Source organism: Curtobacterium sp. CFBP9011, assembly GCF_034045095.1.
Lineage (GTDB): Bacteria > Actinomycetota > Actinomycetes > Actinomycetales > Microbacteriaceae > Curtobacterium.
Genome location: NZ_JAXCWN010000011.1, coordinates 23,770 through 40,421, shown reverse-complemented (window position 1 = coordinate 40,421; position 16,652 = coordinate 23,770). Strand labels below are relative to the sequence as shown.

The 16,652-nt window shown below is 70.6% G+C and carries 14 protein-coding genes and 1 tRNA gene; 8 read left to right on the top strand and 7 right to left on the bottom strand.

Annotation, left to right across the window (positions count from 1 at the left end):
• Positions 1–54: 54 nt before the first annotated feature.
• From SOM35_RS16595 to SOM35_RS16585, 3 genes are all read right to left on the bottom strand, one after another.
• Positions 55–1,230 (bottom strand): zinc-dependent alcohol dehydrogenase, encoded by a 1,176-nt coding sequence (locus SOM35_RS16595; RefSeq protein ID WP_320516224.1) that lies wholly within the window; start codon positions 1,228–1,230, stop codon positions 55–57.
• Positions 1,227–1,700 (bottom strand): hypothetical protein, encoded by a 474-nt coding sequence (locus tag SOM35_RS16590; protein WP_320516223.1) that lies wholly within the window; start codon positions 1,698–1,700, stop codon positions 1,227–1,229. Before SOM35_RS16590 ends, SOM35_RS16595 begins: the two co-directional genes overlap by 4 nt.
• Positions 1,701–2,309: 609 nt before the next feature.
• Positions 2,310–2,382: transfer RNA gene (locus tag SOM35_RS16585), tRNA-Val, on the bottom strand.
• A 78-nt stretch (positions 2,383–2,460) separates the two neighbouring features.
• On the opposite strand from SOM35_RS16585, the gene SOM35_RS16580 reads away from it, so the two are divergent.
• Entirely contained in the window at positions 2,461–3,015 is a 555-nt protein-coding gene (locus SOM35_RS16580) for a hypothetical protein (protein ID WP_320516222.1), read from the top strand.
• Between the two features lie 34 nt (positions 3,016–3,049).
• On the opposite strand, the gene SOM35_RS16575 is transcribed toward SOM35_RS16580, so the two are convergent.
• Together SOM35_RS16575 and SOM35_RS16570 are read right to left on the bottom strand one after the other, a co-directional pair.
• Positions 3,050–4,633 (bottom strand): phenylacetate--CoA ligase family protein, encoded by a 1,584-nt coding sequence (locus SOM35_RS16575; protein WP_320516221.1) that lies wholly within the window; start codon positions 4,631–4,633, stop codon positions 3,050–3,052.
• Complete coding sequence (locus SOM35_RS16570; protein WP_320516220.1) at positions 4,630–5,682, bottom strand: nitroreductase family protein; 1,053 nt, start codon at positions 5,680–5,682, stop codon at positions 4,630–4,632. Before SOM35_RS16570 ends, SOM35_RS16575 begins: the two co-directional genes overlap by 4 nt.
• A 238-nt stretch (positions 5,683–5,920) precedes the next feature.
• On the opposite strand from SOM35_RS16570, the gene SOM35_RS16565 reads away from it, so the two are divergent.
• Positions 5,921–6,865 (top strand): L,D-transpeptidase, encoded by a 945-nt coding sequence (locus tag SOM35_RS16565; protein ID WP_320516219.1) that lies wholly within the window; start codon positions 5,921–5,923, stop codon positions 6,863–6,865.
• On the opposite strand, the gene SOM35_RS16560 is transcribed toward SOM35_RS16565, so the two are convergent.
• Both SOM35_RS16560 and SOM35_RS16555 read right to left on the bottom strand, forming a co-directional pair.
• The gene (locus SOM35_RS16560; protein ID WP_320516218.1) at positions 6,858–7,787 is read right to left on the bottom strand and encodes an alpha/beta fold hydrolase; all 930 of its coding nucleotides are present in this window, start codon (positions 7,785–7,787) and stop codon (positions 6,858–6,860) included. The two genes, SOM35_RS16565 and SOM35_RS16560, sit on opposite strands and share 8 nt — an antisense overlap.
• Before the next feature lie 90 nt (positions 7,788–7,877).
• Entirely contained in the window at positions 7,878–8,366 is a 489-nt protein-coding gene (locus tag SOM35_RS16555) for a peroxiredoxin (RefSeq protein WP_111076396.1), read from the bottom strand.
• Positions 8,367–8,609: 243 nt separating this feature from the next.
• On the opposite strand from SOM35_RS16555, the gene aceE reads away from it, so the two are divergent.
• From aceE to SOM35_RS16525, 6 genes are all read left to right on the top strand, one after another.
• Positions 8,610–11,354 carry a pyruvate dehydrogenase (acetyl-transferring), homodimeric type gene (gene aceE, locus SOM35_RS16550; RefSeq protein WP_221850825.1) on the top strand — a complete coding sequence of 915 codons (2,745 nt, stop codon included), beginning with the start codon at positions 8,610–8,612 and terminating at the stop codon, positions 11,352–11,354.
• Between the two features lie 7 nt (positions 11,355–11,361).
• Positions 11,362–12,588 (top strand): PucR family transcriptional regulator, encoded by a 1,227-nt coding sequence (locus tag SOM35_RS16545; RefSeq protein WP_181439373.1) that lies wholly within the window; start codon positions 11,362–11,364, stop codon positions 12,586–12,588.
• A 217-nt stretch (positions 12,589–12,805) separates the two neighbouring features.
• Complete coding sequence (locus SOM35_RS16540; RefSeq protein ID WP_320516217.1) at positions 12,806–13,750, top strand: ACP S-malonyltransferase; 945 nt, start codon at positions 12,806–12,808, stop codon at positions 13,748–13,750.
• Positions 13,747–14,847 (top strand): beta-ketoacyl-ACP synthase III, encoded by a 1,101-nt coding sequence (locus tag SOM35_RS16535; RefSeq protein WP_320516216.1) that lies wholly within the window; start codon positions 13,747–13,749, stop codon positions 14,845–14,847. The genes SOM35_RS16540 and SOM35_RS16535 overlap by 4 nt, the downstream gene beginning before the upstream one ends.
• An 83-nt stretch (positions 14,848–14,930) precedes the next feature.
• Positions 14,931–15,179 carry an acyl carrier protein gene (locus SOM35_RS16530; protein WP_058741348.1) on the top strand — a complete coding sequence of 83 codons (249 nt, stop codon included), beginning with the start codon at positions 14,931–14,933 and terminating at the stop codon, positions 15,177–15,179.
• A gap of 88 nt (positions 15,180–15,267) precedes the next feature.
• Positions 15,268–16,512, top strand: coding sequence for a beta-ketoacyl-[acyl-carrier-protein] synthase family protein (locus SOM35_RS16525; protein ID WP_221850832.1), 1,245 nt, complete (start codon positions 15,268–15,270; stop codon positions 16,510–16,512).
• The last annotated feature ends 140 nt before the right edge of the window (positions 16,513–16,652 follow it).

The following is a 16,652-nucleotide window of genomic DNA, read 5'->3' as shown; positions in this document are numbered from 1 at the left end:
TTCGTGCTGTTCGTGCGTGATGGTGCGAGTGCTGCCGGTCGGCGTCCTCCGCCATCAGGAACCGGGACGGAAGACGGCGCGGACGCACCCGTCCTCCTTCTGCTTGAACATCTCGTACCCACGAGGCCCCTCCTCGAGCGGCATGACGTGGGTTGCGAGGTGCTCGGTGCTGATGTCCCCGGCGGCGATCCGGTCGAGGATCATCGGGATGTAGCGGTGTCCGTGCTGCTGAGCGCCACGGACCGTCAGGCCCTTGTTCATCACCGCGCCGAAGGGGAACTTGTCGACGAACCCGCCGAACACCCCGAGCGAGAACAGGCTGCCGCCCTTGCGGCAGGCGTAGATCGCCTCGCGCAGCGCCGTCGGCCGGTCCGTCTGCAGCCGGAGCTGCTGCTTGATCTGGTCGTACAGGTACTGCGGCCCCTTCCCGTGGGCCTCCATCCCCACTGCCTCGATGCAGACGTCGGGATCGCGGCCTCCGGTGCGCTCCTTGAGCTCCGGCAGCACGCTCTCGCTGCTGTGGTCGAGGGTCTCGGCGCCGATGTGCTCCCGGACCTGCCGGAGGCGTTCGGGCAGTCGGTCGATGACGACGACCTGCTCGGCCCCGAGCAGCATGGCCGCCCGCGCCGCCATCTGGCCGACACCACCGGCACCCCACACCGCGACGGTGTCACCGGGTTGGATGCCTGCGAGGTCAGCCCCGGTCCACCCGGTCGGCGCCGCGTCCGACGCGAACAGCGCCACGACGTCCGACACCCCGTCGGGCACCGGGAACGCCCCCTGGTCGGCGTACGGCACGCGGACGTACTCGGCGTGACTGCCCGCGAACCCGCCGAGCGCATGACTGTAGGCGAAGCAGCCACCGATCGGCGAGCCCCACATCGTCTCGGTCAGCCCCGGGTTCGGGTTGCCGTTGTCACAGAGCGAGAACAGCCCGTGTGTGCAGTACCAGCACCGTCCGCAGGCGATGAACGAGCAGACCACGACCCGGTCCCCCACCCGGTGTTTGCGGACCGCGGACCCGACCTCGACGACCTCGCCCATGAACTCGTGGCCCAGGACGTCCCCGGCACGCATCGTCGGGATGTACCCGCCGAGCAGGTGCAGGTCCGAGCCACAGGTGGTGCTGAGCCGCACCCGCAGGATGACGTCGTGGTCGTTGAGGATCGCCGGGTCCTCGACCGTCTCCACCGAGGTCTCGTTGACCCCGGTCCAACACAGTGCCTTCACAGTGTCCCCTCCTCGTTGCTCCGCGCCGTCGCCAGTTCCACGAGTGCTCCGGTCGGCGTGGCCGTTCGGCGGCCGTGGGGCACCGGGTCGACCCGGAGCACCTCGCCGACCTCGATCAGTTGCTTGGTTTCCCGCAACGCAGCGCGAAGCCGTCCGCGGTCGCGGTCGCCCGCTGCTGCTGCTCGGGAGGCACCCGGCCGGAAGCGGGCGCGCAACTCGGTGCCCTTGTCGCCGGGCGCGATCCGGGCCTCCAGTTCGACGGCGTCACCGAACCGCGCGAGCGGCCCCGGCGTCCGTCCCGCCGGCAGGACGTCGTCGACGTCGCGGGCGACGGTGACGGCGAGCCATCCCGACCGCGGAGCGGAGGCCGCTCCCGTCCCCGGCGCGGATCGTGGTCGGCGACGTCGGGCGAGCACCACGGCGCCGGCTGCGGCGACGACCACCGCGGCGCCGACCAGCCGGGGCGTCATCGGGGTGCTCCGTGCTGACGGGTCCGGGTGACGGTTCCGGACCGAGCAGGTCCGGTCTGTGTGACGTGTTCCATCGCGTCCTCCTGAGTCGCTTCGATGCGGATCAACGAGACGGAGAACGGCTGAGACGGACGTGCCGGGAAGGCACTCGCTCAGTTGCGCTCCCGCGGTTCCAGGGTGCGACGTGAATCCTGCTCGTGTCCACGACCTCTCCACGACCTGTCCAGGATGCGCCGAGCCGCTGAGTTCTCCGGTCGGACACCGAGAGACCGTGGCGATCTCGAGAACCCCGCTCACCTCCGCGCAGGCCCCGACTGGCGTCGCACCGTGCCGGCACGCTCACCACGAGCGAGATCGTCGAGCTGATCGATGTCGCCCGCTCGACTGATCACCGCGTGGTCCAGCGCGGTGGAGCGAACCGGCTCGACGAGTGACGACCCAGGAGCGAAGCGAGAAGGTCCGAACCGAGCGAAGCGACTCGAACCGTCCTGCGGCGGAACCAGCGTGGCGCCTCGGGCACCGGCAGCTCACCGTCAGCACCACGATCTCGAGCCGGATCCACCACTCGACGGGCGAGACCGAGCTGAAGACGATCCTGCCTCTTGTCGGTGGGCCCTGCCGGGATCGAACCGACGACATCCACGGTGTAAACGTGGCGCTCTACCAGCTGAGCTAAAGGCCCCTCGCACCGCTTGCGGCGCACCCCACATCCTACGGGTGCGCCGAGAGCGACGCCGGTCCCCTGACTACGCTCGTCCGCATGCGCCGCTCCCCCGCCGTCGTCGTCGCCGCCGTCCTCATCGCCCTGCTCACCGGTTGCTCGGCCCCCGGTGCCGACACGACGTCGGTCGCACCCCCGTGGCCGCGCCCGACAGACCTGGGGCACCGGGCACAGGAGGCCGGGCTCGAGAACGTCTGGGGCGAACGCCTGGCCGAGCACGTCCACACCCACCTGACGATCACGGACGGCGACACCCCGGTCGTCGTACCGGGCAACGTCGGGCACTCGAAGTCGCAGCGGTTCGCCGCGCAGCTGCACACGCACGACACGTCGGGCATCCTGCACGTCGAGTCCCCGACCCGCCGGACGTTCACGCTGGGGCAGTTCTTCGACGAGTGGGGTGTCTCCCTCGGCCCGGCACACGTCGGTGGGCTGCGTGGCGAGCTGACGGTGTGGGTGGACGGCAAGCGGTACTTCGGCAACCCGCGGTCCATCGAGCTGACGAACCTGCGGCAGATCGGACTCGATGTGACGACGATCGGCGAGGTCCCCCACCCGCCGGCAGCGTTCGACTGGCCGCCGCAGTACCACTGACGCGCGGCGGCACCACCGCCCCGGAGGGACCTTCTCAGACGTCCTTCGACGCCACCCACCCGAGGTCCAGGTCCCACTCGTCGACGGATCCGGGTCCGAGCTGCCACACGTACTCGTTCTTGAGCTTCCGACCGTCCTCACGGAACGGCCCGGTCCGGTACGGGTAGAACGCCACGGTCGGCAGGGTGCCGTCCGGCGCGGTGCGGATCGCGTTCGAGAAGTCACGGTTCAGCCGCCGGAGTTCGGCGACGACGGCCGGGCGGGCGCGGTCCGCATCGAACGACTCGACGGACGCGGCGAGCTGGAAGGCGATGTGCAGCTGCCTGTTGCCCTGGTCGTCCTCGTAGCTGATCAGCCGGTGGTTCTCGACGGCCTCGAGCAGGACGGGATCGCCGTAGACGACGTCCCGCACGGCATCGGGCGCGACGACGGCACCGTTGAAGTCGACCGACAGGTCCGAGCGGCCGTAGTGGAACAGCAGCGGCAGGTCGAGTTCCGCCTGTGCGAGCAGGTCCTCGTGCCCGGTCGCCCGCAGCACGGGCTTCAGGTCACGCATCCGGACCACGTGTCCGCGGTCGTGGATGTTGTACCGGATGCGGGGGCTGATGTTCTCGGAGCGGGTGATCGTGACGACGAGTTCACCGCGGTCGTTCGTCTCGATCAGGTACCCGAACGGGTTGAACTGGAAGACCATCGGCAGGACGCCGTACTCGGACTGCTTCGTCAGCGCGCTCGACAGTGCCGGGTCAGCCGCGATCGCCTTGCGCACCGCCACCGAGAAGCCGGTCTCGATCCCCAGGTTGATCTCGAGGTCGCTCGCCCCGTAGGACCCGAGGACGGTGTGCGCGTACTGCTCGATGTGGGCGCGCATGTTCTCGCTGATGCCCTCGCCGCCGAACGCCGCGACGATCGTGTACTCGCGCCAGTCGATCCGGTCGTCCTCGAACAGCGCTTTGAGGAACGGCGGGTAGCTGAGGATGACGTAGGTGAACCCGGTGCCGAACTCCTGCATCGTCTGCACGATCTTGTCGCGGTCCGGCCCGATCGACTTGATCATCGTGGACTCGGTGAGCGACGCCGTGACGTTCATGCCGGTCGCCCACGCGCCGAGCGAGAACGCGTTGAGCACGAACGGCTGCTTCGCCAGCTCCTTCGAGGTCCGGGCGAACCCGAGCTGCAGCAGCTGCCGGGTCGCCTGACGCTCGTCCGGGCCGCGCACCCAGCTCGTCGGCACGCCGGAGGACCCGGACGACTCGTCCACGACGACACCGCGTCGCGGCAGCCGCCCGTCGAGACAGCGCTCCGGGATCGTCCACCGCTTGACGTAGGACTCCTTGTCCATCTCCGGCAGCGCCGAGAACGCCGAGAACGCCGAGGCGATCCCGCTGCGCGTGTCCAGCCGGGAGGAACGCCCCGCGCCCGCCAGGAACGCCCGGTACGCGGGCACCCGCTTCGCTGCGAGCTCCGCCGTCCGCCACGCACGCCACCGCCCGAGGGTCCACCGGAGCGGCTCGATGCCCGGCGCGAGCAGGAACTTGTGCGTCCCGACCCGCGGCATGAACAGTCCGACGACCGCCTCGACGACCCACACCACCGTGAACACCGCCGCGCGCTTCACGAGGCACCGCCGTCCGCAGTCGCGACGAGCGTCATCGCCGACGCAGGTCGTCGGTGCGCCAGGGGCGGCGGCGCACTCCGGCCGAAGCGGAACAGCATCCACGCCATACGCCCGTCGGACTCGTCGACGCCGGCACGCTCGACGAACGCCGCGTGCGACCGCGGGTTCGTGATGACCGTCCCGAACGGGTGCAGGGCGATCCCCCGCGCGTCGAGGTCCAACCAGATCCGCATGAACGTCCGACCCGCCTCGACGTACTCCGCCGGCGACCCGAACGGCCCCTCGAGCCACCCGAGCTGCCGCACGCCCCGCATCGTCGACAGGTAGACCTTCTTGAACGCGGCACCGATGCCGGGTGCTTCCCACAGCCCACGGTGCTCCATCGCGAACTTCAGCACCGGCCCCGGCATGAGCATCGTCTCGGCCGACAGCCCGTCGCCGGTGTCCGCCGCCTGGCGCTTCGAGAACCGCAGCCAGTGCAGGATCTCGGTGTGCACCGCGTCGTTCCGCAGGTCGTCGAACAGCGTCGCCTGGTTCACCCGCACGATCTCATCCACCGTGGCCCGGTCCGCCGTCGTCCGGAACCGGTGTCCGGCCTGCGCCGCGATCGACTCCGAGGCGCGGATCGCGTCGTCGTCGACCAGGGTCGCGTCGTAGGGCCTGCGCGAGGTGCGCCGAGCGAGGAAGCCGTGCAGGGCCTCCCGGTCGGCAGCCGTCGCCGGGTGCGGCGTGAGCGTCACGCTGCCCAGCCGGTGCAGGTGGTCCGCCGGGTCGCGGTCGACCCGGCCGAAGTCCATCTCGGCGTGGTCGAGCGACTCGGTCACCGCGAAGCCGTGCGCCCGGGCCACCAGGTCGAGCCCGGCGAGGAACACGCCGCCGCAGACGTGCCCGAACGGGATCCCGAAGGACTCCGCCGGCAGCCCGCGCCGCAGGTCGTAGAAGACGGTCGCGGTCCGGTCGTCCTCCACCCGCACCACTATGGGCTGCGAGTTGTGCGGTGACGGGTAGTGCCGTGCATCCTCGATGATGCCGGTCCAGGGTGTGGCCATCGGTTCCCCCTCGGTGGTCGTTGCCGCGAGCATACGCACCACCCGTCCACGCCCATGCCCGCGCTGGCATGCCTGTGGACGACGCAGCACCGTCTGGGATGCTGTGGAGGAAGGGCAGCGTGCCAGGACGCAGCCCAGACGAGAGCGCCATGGACCCAGGCGGAAGCACCATGGACCCAGGCGAGAGCACCATGGACACAGGCGAGAGCACCATGGACACAGGGGAACGGGGACTTCGATGACGGAACCGTCAGCACCACAGCAGGGCACCGCACGACGCCGGTGGATCGTCGGCGCCGGGGCGCTCGCCGTCGTGGTCGCCGCCGCCACGGTCGCGTGGTCCGTCACAGACTCCGACCGGGAGGCCCGCCCCACCCCCGCAGTGGCCGTCGCCACCGCCACCCCCACGCCCACCCCGTCCCGCACGCCGCTGCCCGCCATGCCCGACCGCCCGTCGGACGAGGCGCTCGCCGCACTCCCCCTGGCCTTCCACGACGCCGTGATCGGTCAGCTCCTCGACGGCTCGCAGGTGGACGCTCGGAACGAGTGGACCACCGCGACCCCGAAGTCCCCGCTCGTCCCGCTCTACGCCGCGCCCGACGCTAACGCCGCTCCGGTCGCGACGCTGTCCTCGTCGGTGTCGACGATCAACACGCCGACCGCGACCGCTGTCTGGGGTCGATCGGCCGGCGCGGACGGCGGCATGCTCCTCGTCTCGACGCCGTCCCGGAACCGGACGCCCGGCGACGGCGGCGTCGCCGAGGCCCCGAGTTCGACGTTCGCCTGGGCCCGCGCCGCCGACTTCACGCTCGCGGGCATCGACCGGGAGGTCCGGATCGACAACGCGACCTCCACCATCGCCATCGTGCACCGCGACGGCACCGTCGAGACGAGCGAGACCGCACGGCTCGGCACGCCCGACGACCCGACACCGGCGGACACGAAGACGTACATGGAGGCGAACTACGTCGACCCGCAGGTCGGGTACACGCAGGGTCACCCGATCTCGCTGACCGGTGCGCACTCGTCGAAGCTCTCCGGGTACGGCGGCAACGCGGCCCTCACGGCGCTGCACTTCTACCCGGACCCGACCGGTTCCTCGCACGGCTGCGTCCGGATCACGGCCGCGATGACCGATGCGCTCGCGAAGCTGCCGATCGGGACGCCGATCGAGTTCAGCTGAGCAGTTCGCGGACCACCGCGTCGGGGCGTTCGACGTGCGCGAAGTGCCCGCAGTCCTCCAGGAGGACCGTGCGGACGTCCGGCAGGACCCCACGGAGACGCGCCAGGTCGTCGACCCGCGCGAACACGTCCTGCCGGCCCGCGACCGCCACGACCGGGCACCGCACCTCGGCCCAGCGCCGGGTGTCGTAGCGCGCGGCCGAGCGGGCCGCGCCGAGGAAGCCGGCCGGACGGAACTCGTCGACGAACGCCTGCAGCACGCTCGGGGGCAGCTGTCGAACGGCGGCGAACACCGGTCCTGCCAGCAGCGGCAGCAGTCCGATCCGGGCGAGTCCGCGCAGGAGGCCCCGGGCGGCTCCACGGGTCACGGCCAGCCCGGCACGCAGCAGTGTGAAGGCCGGCAGCGTCCGCAGGGCCCGGACCGGGTGACGTGCGGCGGCAGCGGTGGCGAAGGTGGTGCCGGAGACGAGGCCGAGGGACCGCACCCGGTCCGGCCGGGTGACCGCGAGGTGGAGGCCGACGAAGGCCCCCATCGAGTGGCCGACCACGTCGACCCGGTCGAGACCGAGGGCGTCGAGGACGTCGACCAGGACCTGCGAGGACTCGTCGACGTCGAGCGGCACGGCCGGTGCCGGCGAGGAGCCCCAGCCGGGCAGGTCGACGAGCACCAGGCCCCGCTCGTCGACGCCGTCCGCTGCGGTCAGGAGCGGTGTCCACGTGGTCCACGATCCGGCGACGCCGTGCAGGAACAGCAGCGGCCGGGGTCCGGGGCGGTGCCGGACGACCGTCGGGCCGGCACTCGTCGTCACGGTCGTCGTGGTGAGGCCCCATCGTGAGGGGTCGGCGACGACGGGGTACGGCGCGTACCGGTCCGTCTCACCGGTCCCCACCTGTGGGACCGCGCCGGTGTCGATGACGCGCACCGTGCCTCCAGTCCGACGTCTCGTGACGTCACCCGGAGTTCGGAACCGACACCGTCGTGGAGGGGTCGAGGCTGAGGCGACGGGGGCGGCTCAGGCGACGGGGACCGGTGCGGCGCAGGCCGCGAGCCGGTCGAGGGCCGCCCGGTACTCCGTCACGTCGCGGGCGACACCCGGCTCGGTGATGATCGAGGCCTTGATGCGACCGTTCACGTCGATGACGAAGGTCGCGCGGGTGGCGAAGCCCTTCTTCTCGAGGAAGACGCCGTACTCCTTCGAGACGGCGCCGTGCGGCCAGAAGTCCGCCAGCAGCTCGAAGTCGTAGCCGTTGACCTGCGCGAAGGAGCGGAGCGTCGCCTTCGAGTCGACCGAGATGCCGATCAGCTCGATGCGCTGGTCCTGGAACATCGCGATGTTGTCCTGCAGGGTGCAGAGCTCGTCCGTACAGGTGGACGAGAACGCGAGGGGGAAGAAGACGAGGGCGACCGGGCGGTGTCCGCGGTGGTCGCTGAGTCGGACGTGCTCACCGAACTGGTTCGGGAGCTCGAAGTCCGGCGCGAGTGAGCCGATCTCCAGAGCCATCGTTGGGGTGCTTCTCTCCCAGGGCGTTGGGTGTGCCCTACGGTTCCACACGTCCACCGGTCGCGGACGCACGGTCGGCCATGCTACGCCGACGCCGTCCGAACGCAAGTGGCGTCCGGTGCGCGTCGCCGTCAGCGGGAGCGTCGGTGCGTGGGCCTAGAGTGGACGCGGCCCGTCCCCGGTCGTGATCCGACCACCGACGGCCCGACATGTCCACCACCACGAGAACGAACGAGGTCAACGGTGACGGTGAACGACCAGGACCCGCGCAGCACCGCAGGAACGGACCAGGACCCGGAGGAGACCGCCGAATGGCGTGAGTCCCTCGACGGCCTCGTCGCTACCCACGGACACCAGCGGGCTCGCGAGATCATGCAGAGCCTGCTGAAGCGCTCGAACGAGCTGCACCTCGGTGTGCCGATGGTCCCGACGACCGACTACGTCAACACGATCGCGCCGGAGGACGAGCCCGAGTTCCCCGGCGACGAAGAGCTCGAGCGTCGCTACCGGCGGTGGATCCGTTGGAACGCGGCCATCACGGTGCACCGCGCGCAGCGTCCCGGCATCTCGGTCGGTGGCCACATCTCGACCTACGCGTCGAGTGCCGCCATGTACGAGGTCGGCTACAACCACTTCTTCCGCGCGCAGGACCACCCGTCCGGCGGCGACCAGGTCTTCTTCCAGGGCCACGCCTCCCCCGGCATGTACGCACGCGCCTACATGGAAGGCCGCCTGAGCGAGGACCAGCTCGACGGCTTCCGCCAGGAGAAGTCCCACGCCGGTGGCGGTCTGTCGTCGTATCCGCACCCGCGTCTCATGCCGCACTTCTGGCAGTTCCCGACCGTGTCGATGGGCATCGGCCCGATCAACGCGATCTACCAGGCGCAGCAGGCCAAGTACCTGTCCAACCGCGGCATCAAGGACGCCATGGACCAGCAGGTCTGGGCCTTCCTCGGTGACGGCGAGATGGACGAGGTCGAGTCCCGCGGCCAGCTCCAGGTCGCCGCGAACGACGGTCTCGACAACCTGAACTTCGTCATCAACTGCAACCTCCAGCGCCTCGACGGACCCGTCCGCGGCAACGGCAAGATCATCCAGGAGCTCGAAGCGTTCTTCCGCGGTGCGGGCTGGAACGTCATCAAGGTCGTCTGGGGCCGCGAGTGGGACGACCTGCTCGCCCGTGACACCGACGGCGCGCTCCTCAACCTGATGAACGCGACGCCGGACGGCGACTACCAGACGTACAAGGCCGAGAACGGTGCCTACGTCCGTGAGAACTTCTTCGGGCGCGACCCGAAGGCGCTCGAGTTGGTCAAGGACTACTCGGACGACCAGATCTGGAACCTCAAGCGCGGTGGCCACGACTACCGCAAGGTCTACGCGGCGTTCAAGGCCGCCAGCGAGCACAAGGGCCAGCCGACGGTCATCCTGGCGAAGACGGTCAAGGGCTACGGCCTGGGCCCGAGCTTCGAGGGCCGCAACGCGACCCACCAGATGAAGAAGCTGACGCTCGACAACCTCAAGCAGTTCCGCGACGAGATGCGCATCCCGATCACGGACGCGCAGCTCGAGGAGAACCCCTACACGCCGCCGTACTACCACCCGGGCAACGACGACGAGGCGATCCAGTACATGCACGAGCGTCGCCGTGAACTCGGTGGCTACGTGCCGGAGCGTCGCACGAAGTACACGCAGGTCAACCTGCCGGACGAGTCGAAGTACCAGGTCGTGAAGAAGGGCTCCGGCAAGCAGGAGGTCGCCACGACGATGGCGTTCGCCCGACTGCTGAAGGACTTGCTCCGCTCGCCGGACTTCGGCAACCGCGTGGTCCCGATCATCCCGGACGAAGCGCGCACGTTCGGCATGGACGCGTACTTCCCGACCGCCAAGATCTACAACCCGAACGGCCAGCACTACACCTCGGTCGACCGCGAACTCCTCCTGGCCTACAAGGAGAGCCCGCAGGGCCAGATCATCCACGTCGGCATCAACGAGGCCGGCGCGATGGCGGCCTTCACCGCCGTCGGCACGTCGTACTCGACCCAGGGCGAGCCGCTGATCCCGGTCTACGTCTTCTACTCGATGTTCGGCTTCCAGCGCACCGGTGACGCGATCTGGGCCGCGGGCGACCAGATGACCCGTGGCTTCATGATCGGCGCCACCGCGGGCCGCACCACCCTGACCGGTGAAGGCCTGCAGCACGCCGACGGCCACTCGCCACTCCTCGCCGCGTCGAACCCGGCGGTCGTGTCGTACGACCCCGCGTACGGGTACGAGATCGGACACATCGTCCGGACCGGCCTCGACCGCATGTACGGCACGAACGAGGACGGCACGCCGTCGCACGACGACCCGAACGTCATGTACTACCTGACGGTCTACAACGAGCCGCTCGTGCAGCCGGCAGAGCCCGAGGGCGTCGACGTCGAGGGCATCGTCAAGGGCATGTACCTGCTCAAGGCCAGCGAGCACGACGGCCCCAAGGCCCAGCTGCTCGCCTCCGGTGTCGCCGTGCCGTGGATCCTCGAGGCGCAGCAGCTCCTCGCCGAGGACTGGGGCGTGTCGGCCGACGTCTGGAGCGTCACCAGCTGGGGCGAGCTCTACCGTGACGGTGTGGACGCCGAGCAGCACGCGTTCCTCAACCCGAACGAGCAGCCGCGCACCCCGTACGTCACCGAGCGTCTGCTCGGGACCGAGGGCCCGGTCGTGGCGGTCAGCGACTTCATGCACGCCGTGCAGGAGCAGATCCGCCCGTTCGTCCCGACCGACTACGCCACGCTCGGCGCCGACGGCTTCGGCTTCTCGGACACCCGTCCGGCAGCACGCCGCTTCTTCCACATCGACGGCCCCTCGGTCGTCGTGCGGACGCTGCAGCAGCTGGTCCGCCAGGGCAAGCTCGACGCCTCGGTCCTGCAGCAGGCGATCGACAAGTACCGTCTGCACGACGTGACCGCCGGCACGACCGGCAGCGCGGGCGGCGAGAGCTGACCCGTTGGTGACGACACCACGCACCGACACCGCCGGAGCGCGGGAGGACGACCGGGCACGGGCGCTCTCCTGGCTCCGGCAGGTGTCGGGCGAGCTCTCAACCGCGACGATCAAGCGGCTCGAGGACACGCTCCCCTGGTACAGCGAGATGCCGCCGGGCCGACGCTCGGCGGTCGGCATGGTGGCGCAGGCCGGCATCACGTCGTTCATCTCGTGGCTCGAGGGCAGTGCGTCGACCCCGTGGATCGCCGCGGCCGACGTCTTCGGATCGGCGCCACGGGAACTCCTGCGCTCGGTGAGCCTGCAGCAGACCCTGCAGCTCATCCGCGTCGTGGTGACCGTCGTCGAGGAACGCGCCGCCGACGACGAGATGCTGCAGGAGGCGATCCTCAAGTACTCGCGCGACATCGCGTTCGCCGCCGCCGACGTCTACGCGCGCGCGGCCGAGGCCCGGGGGCTCTGGGACGCCCGTCTCGAAGCCCTGGTGGTCGACTCGATCCTGTCGGGTGAGTACGACGACGAACTGCCGTCGCGCATCGCCGCCCTCGGCTGGCACGGACACGGTGAGGTCGCGGTGCTCGTCGGGACCGCCCCGCGGCAGCTCGAGGTCGACCAGGTCCGCCGGACGGCCCGGCACCAGGACGCGGACGTGCTCATCGGCGTGCAGGGCTCCCGACTCGTCGTCGTCATCGGGCGGGCCACCCCGCGGGACGACGTCCCCGAGGGTGAAGAGCCGGTGTCGTTCATGTCCATCGCCCAGGAGCTCGAACCGCTGTTCGGCGAGGGCCACCTGGTGCTCGGCAACGAGGTCCCCGGCGTGGTCGACGCCTCGACCAGTGCCAAGGCCGCCCTCGCCGGCTTCGCGGTCGCTCGGGCCTGGCGTGGGGCACCCCGGCCGGCACTCGCGGACGATCTGCTGCCCGAGCGGGCACTGGCCGGCGACCCGCTCGCCCGGTCGGCGCTGGTGCAGCGGATCTACATCCCGCTGAAGGACCAGTCGACCGAACTCCTGCAGACGCTCTGGTGCTACCTGGACACCGGGCGCTCCCTCGAAGCGACCGCGCGCGAGCTCTTCGTGCACCCGAACACGGTGCGCTACCGGTTGCGCCGTGTCGCCGACATCATCGGCTGGGACGCCACGCACGCCCGCGACGCCCTCATCGTGCAGTCGGCGCTCATCCTCGGCGCGATGTCCGAATCGGCGTCCACCCGTCGTCGTCCGACCCGGCGGTAGTCAGCTCTGCTCGCGAAACACCGGTGTTCGTCGAAGACACCGCGCGGATCCGCGGTGTCTTCGACGAACACCGGTGTTTCACGGCTCGGCCACGACGTGACGAGGCGGAGGCGACCGCCGCCGCATGTGATCGGCGGTGATTTCCTACAACGCAACCGCGGAATCCGTGTGGGGAGTCCACACGGGTCCTGCGGGGACAGGCAGACAGGATTGACCGGTGATCGTCGTCGTCGCGCCCGGACAGGGCTCCCAGACCCCCGGCTTCCTCGCCCCCTGGCTCGAGGACTCCGCCGTCCGTGACCGAGTCGGGCAGTGGTCCGAGGCGATCGGCGTCGACCTGGCCGAACACGGCACGAACTCCGACGCGGACACCATCAAGGACACCGCCCTGGCGCAGCCGCTCATCGTGGCCGCCGGACTCGTGACCGCCGACGCCCTGCTCGCCGACGGTCGACGTGACCTGGTCGGCGGCGTCGCCGGACACTCCGTCGGTGAGTTCACCGCAGCTGCCGTCGCCGGTGTCCTCACGCCGACCGACGCGGTGTCCCTGGTCGCCGAGCGCGGCCGGGCGATGGCGGCCGCCGCTGCCCTCGAGCCGACGTCGATGGCGGCCGTCCTCGGTGGCGACGCCGACGAGCTCGCCGCGGCCCTCGAGTCGCTCGGGCTCACCGCCGCGAACCACAACGGCGGCGGCCAGACCGTCGTCGCCGGGCCCGCCGACGCCATCGCCCGTCTCGCCGCCGAGCCGCCCGCGAAGGCCCGGGTCATCCCGCTCGCGGTCGCCGGAGCCTTCCACACCCGCTTCATGGCCCCGGCCGTCGACCGGGTCGCCCCCGTCGCCGCAGCCGCCACCGTGCAGGACCCCACCCTGCCGCTCTGGACCAACGCCGACGGCTCGCAGGTCCAGGACGGTCGGCACTTCGTCGACCTGATGGTCCGTCAGATCGCCAGCCCGGTGCACTGGGACGCCGTGATGTCGTCGTTCCAGCAGGCCGGCGTCACCGGGATCATCGAGCTCGCTCCAGCCGGGGCGCTCGTCGGTCTCGCCAAGCGTGGGCTCCGCGGGACCCCGACCGCCGCGATCAAGACCCCCGAGGACCTGCCCGCCGCGGTCGAGCTGCTCCAGAGCGCCGCCGCCGACACCACCGAGGGCACCCGATGACCGACACGAGCAACACCGGCGACACCAGCAACACCGGCGACGCCAGCAGTGCGACCGCCACCGGCGGGGCCGACGCGGCCACGGGCCTCCAGTCCGGCACCCGACCGGTCCTGTCCCAGCGACGCGGCCACGAGTTCACCCGCATCCTGGCCTTCGGCGCCGCGCGCGGCGAGAACGCGGTCCCGAACGAGGACCTGATCGGCCCGATCGACTCGTCCGACGAGTGGATCCGCCAGCGCACCGGCATCGTGACCCGCATGCGCGCCGGCCGCGACGTCGAGGCGGTGGACCTCGCCGAGACGGCTGCCCGCGAAGCAATCGCGAAGGCCGGCCTGACCCCCGACCAGATCGGTGTCGTGCTCGTCGCGACCGTGACGCACTCGGTCGCCACGCCGTCGTTGGCCTCGCTGCTCGCCGAGCGCCTCGGCGCCACCCCGGCGGCCGCGTACGACATCAGCGCCGCGTGTGCCGGCTACGCGTACGGCATCGCCCAGGCCGACTCGTTCGTCAAGTCCGGCATCGCCGACCACGTGCTGGTCATCGGTGCCGAGAAGCTCAGCGACGTCGTCGACCCGACCGACCGCTCGATCTCGTTCCTCCTCGGCGACGGCGCCGGCGCCGCGGTCGTCGGTCCGAGCGACACCGCCGGCATCGGCCCGAGCATCTGGGGCTCCGACGGCTCGAAGTGGGACGCGATCGGCATGACCGCGACCTACAACGAGTGGGAGGCCGGCGCACCCCGCCCGACCATGCGCCAGGCCGGTCAGACGGTCTTCCGCTGGGCCGTGTGGGAGATGGTGAAGGTCGCTCGTCAGGCACTCGAGGCGGCCGGCGTCCGCGCCGACCAGCTCGCCGCGTTCGTGCCGCACCAGGCGAACATCCGGATCATCGACGAGTTCGCGAAGCAGCTCGGCATCCCGGACACGGTGGCCATCGCCCGCGACATCACCACCACCGGCAACACCTCCGCCGCGAGCATCCCGCTCGCCACACACCGCCTGCTCTCCGAGCACCCGGAGCTGTCGGGCGGACTCGCCCTGCAGATCGGGTTCGGCGCCGGACTCGTGTTCGGCGCGCAGGTGGTCGTCCTCCCCTAGTCCCACGCGCCTCCGGGCGCGGGCGCTGCCCGTGCCCTAGGCTGTCCCACGGTCAAACGACACCCCCCTCAAGGAGAACACTCATGGCCCTGTCCAACGAAGAAGTCCTCGCCGGCCTGGCCGAGCTGATCAACGACGAGACCGGTATCGCTACCGACACCGTCGCCGCAGACAAGTCGTTCACCGACGACCTCGACATCGACTCCATCTCGATGATGACCATCGTCGTGAACGCCGAAGAGAAGTTCGACGTCAAGATCCCCGACGAAGAGGTCAAGAACCTCAAGACCGTCGGCGACGCCGTCGACTTCATCGTCAAGGCCCAGGCCTGAAACGAGCTTCCTGAGCGCCGCGGGCCGCTGACCCTCGAGTCATGGCCCGCGGCGCTCGTCTTGTCCCTCGCAGAAAGAACCGTCGTTCATGACCAAGAGAACCGTCGTCGTCACCGGGATCGGTGCGATCAGTCCCCTCGCTGCGACCGCCAAGGAATCCTGGGCGGCTCTGCTCGCCGGTGAGTCCGGCATCAGCCGCATCGAAGACCCCCGCTACGCCGAGCTGGAGCTCCCCGTCGAGTTCGCCGGCCAGGCGCGTCGCTTCGTCACCGACCAGCTCACCCGTCCCGAGTCGAAGCGGCTCGACCCGTCCTCGCAGCTGTCGCTCATCGCGGCGCGCGAAGCCTGGGCCGACGCCGGCATCGACGCGGAGTCCGTCGTCCCCGAGCGACTCATCGTCGACTGGGCGACCGGCATCGGCGGCGTGAACACGCTCCTCGACGCGTGGGACACCCTCCGCGAGAAGGGCCCGCGTCGCGTCATGCCGATGACGGTCCCGATGCTCATGGCGAACGGCCCCGCCGCCGCCATCGAGATGGAGTTCGGCGCTCGTGGTGGCGCCCGCACCTACCTCTCCGCCTGCGCCTCCTCGACGGAGTCCCTGGCCGAGGCCTACCGCCACGTCGCCTTCGGTGACGCCGACATCGTCATCGCCGGTGGTGCCGAGGCCGCGCTCCACCCGCTGCCCCTCGCCTCGTTCGCCGCGATGCAGGCGCTGTCCCGTCGCAACGACTCCCCCGAGACCGCGTCGCGTCCGTACGACGTCACCCGCGACGGCTTCGTGCTCGCCGACGGTGCCGCCGCGCTGATCCTCGAGACCAAGGAACACGCCGAGGCCCGCGGTGCGCACATCTACGCCGAGGTCGCCGGCTCCGGCATCACCTCGGACGCGTTCCACATCACCGCGCCGGACCCCGAGGGCTCCGCGGCCGCCCGTGCCGTCCTGATGGCGCTCGAGCACGCCGACGCCAGCCGTGAGGACGTCGCGCACGTCAACGCGCACGCGACCTCCACTCCGGTGGGCGACGTCGCCGAGTACCACGCCATGCGTCGGGTCTTCGGCGAGCACCTCGACTCCGTCGTCGTGTCCGCCACGAAGGCCTCGACCGGGCACCTGCTCGGTGGTGCCGGGGCGATCGAGGCCGTCTTCACCGTCCTCGCACTCGAGAACCGCGTCGCACCGCCGACGATCAACCTCACCGAGCAGGACCCCGAGATCGTGATGGACGTCGCGACGGCGCCGCGCGACCTGCCGCAGGGTGACCTGCTCGCGGTGAGCAACTCGTTCGGCTTCGGTGGGCACAACGCCGTGGTGGCGTTCCGTTCCGTCTGATCCACCTGCCGGTCAGGAGGCCCGTCCCGCGTCGCGGGGCGGGCCTCCCGTCCGTCCGGGGGCGTTTGCACGGTCGGTCGGGCCCCTGCCCAGCGGTCACGACACCCCGCTCACCTCCCGCCGACTGGTCACAACGCGTC

Bases quoted from the DNA above. Each gene is read 5' to 3' on its own strand.
- SOM35_RS16555 (WP_111076396.1), bottom strand. From the start codon at position 8,366: ATGGCTCTGGAGATCGGCTCACTCGCGCCGGACTTCGAGCTCCCGAAC.
- SOM35_RS16590 (WP_320516223.1), bottom strand. From the start codon at position 1,700: ATGACGCCCCGGCTGGTCGGCGCCGCGGTGGTCGTCGCCGCAGCCGGC.
- SOM35_RS16565 (WP_320516219.1), top strand. From the start codon at position 5,921: ATGACGGAACCGTCAGCACCACAGCAGGGCACCGCACGACGCCGGTGG.
- SOM35_RS16525 (WP_221850832.1), top strand. From the start codon at position 15,268: ATGACCAAGAGAACCGTCGTCGTCACCGGGATCGGTGCGATCAGTCCC.
- SOM35_RS16580 (WP_320516222.1), top strand. From the start codon at position 2,461: ATGCGCCGCTCCCCCGCCGTCGTCGTCGCCGCCGTCCTCATCGCCCTG.
- SOM35_RS16530 (WP_058741348.1), top strand. From the start codon at position 14,931: ATGGCCCTGTCCAACGAAGAAGTCCTCGCCGGCCTGGCCGAGCTGATC.
- SOM35_RS16570 (WP_320516220.1), bottom strand. From the start codon at position 5,682: ATGGCCACACCCTGGACCGGCATCATCGAGGATGCACGGCACTACCCG.
- SOM35_RS16535 (WP_320516216.1), top strand. From the start codon at position 13,747: ATGACCGACACGAGCAACACCGGCGACACCAGCAACACCGGCGACGCC.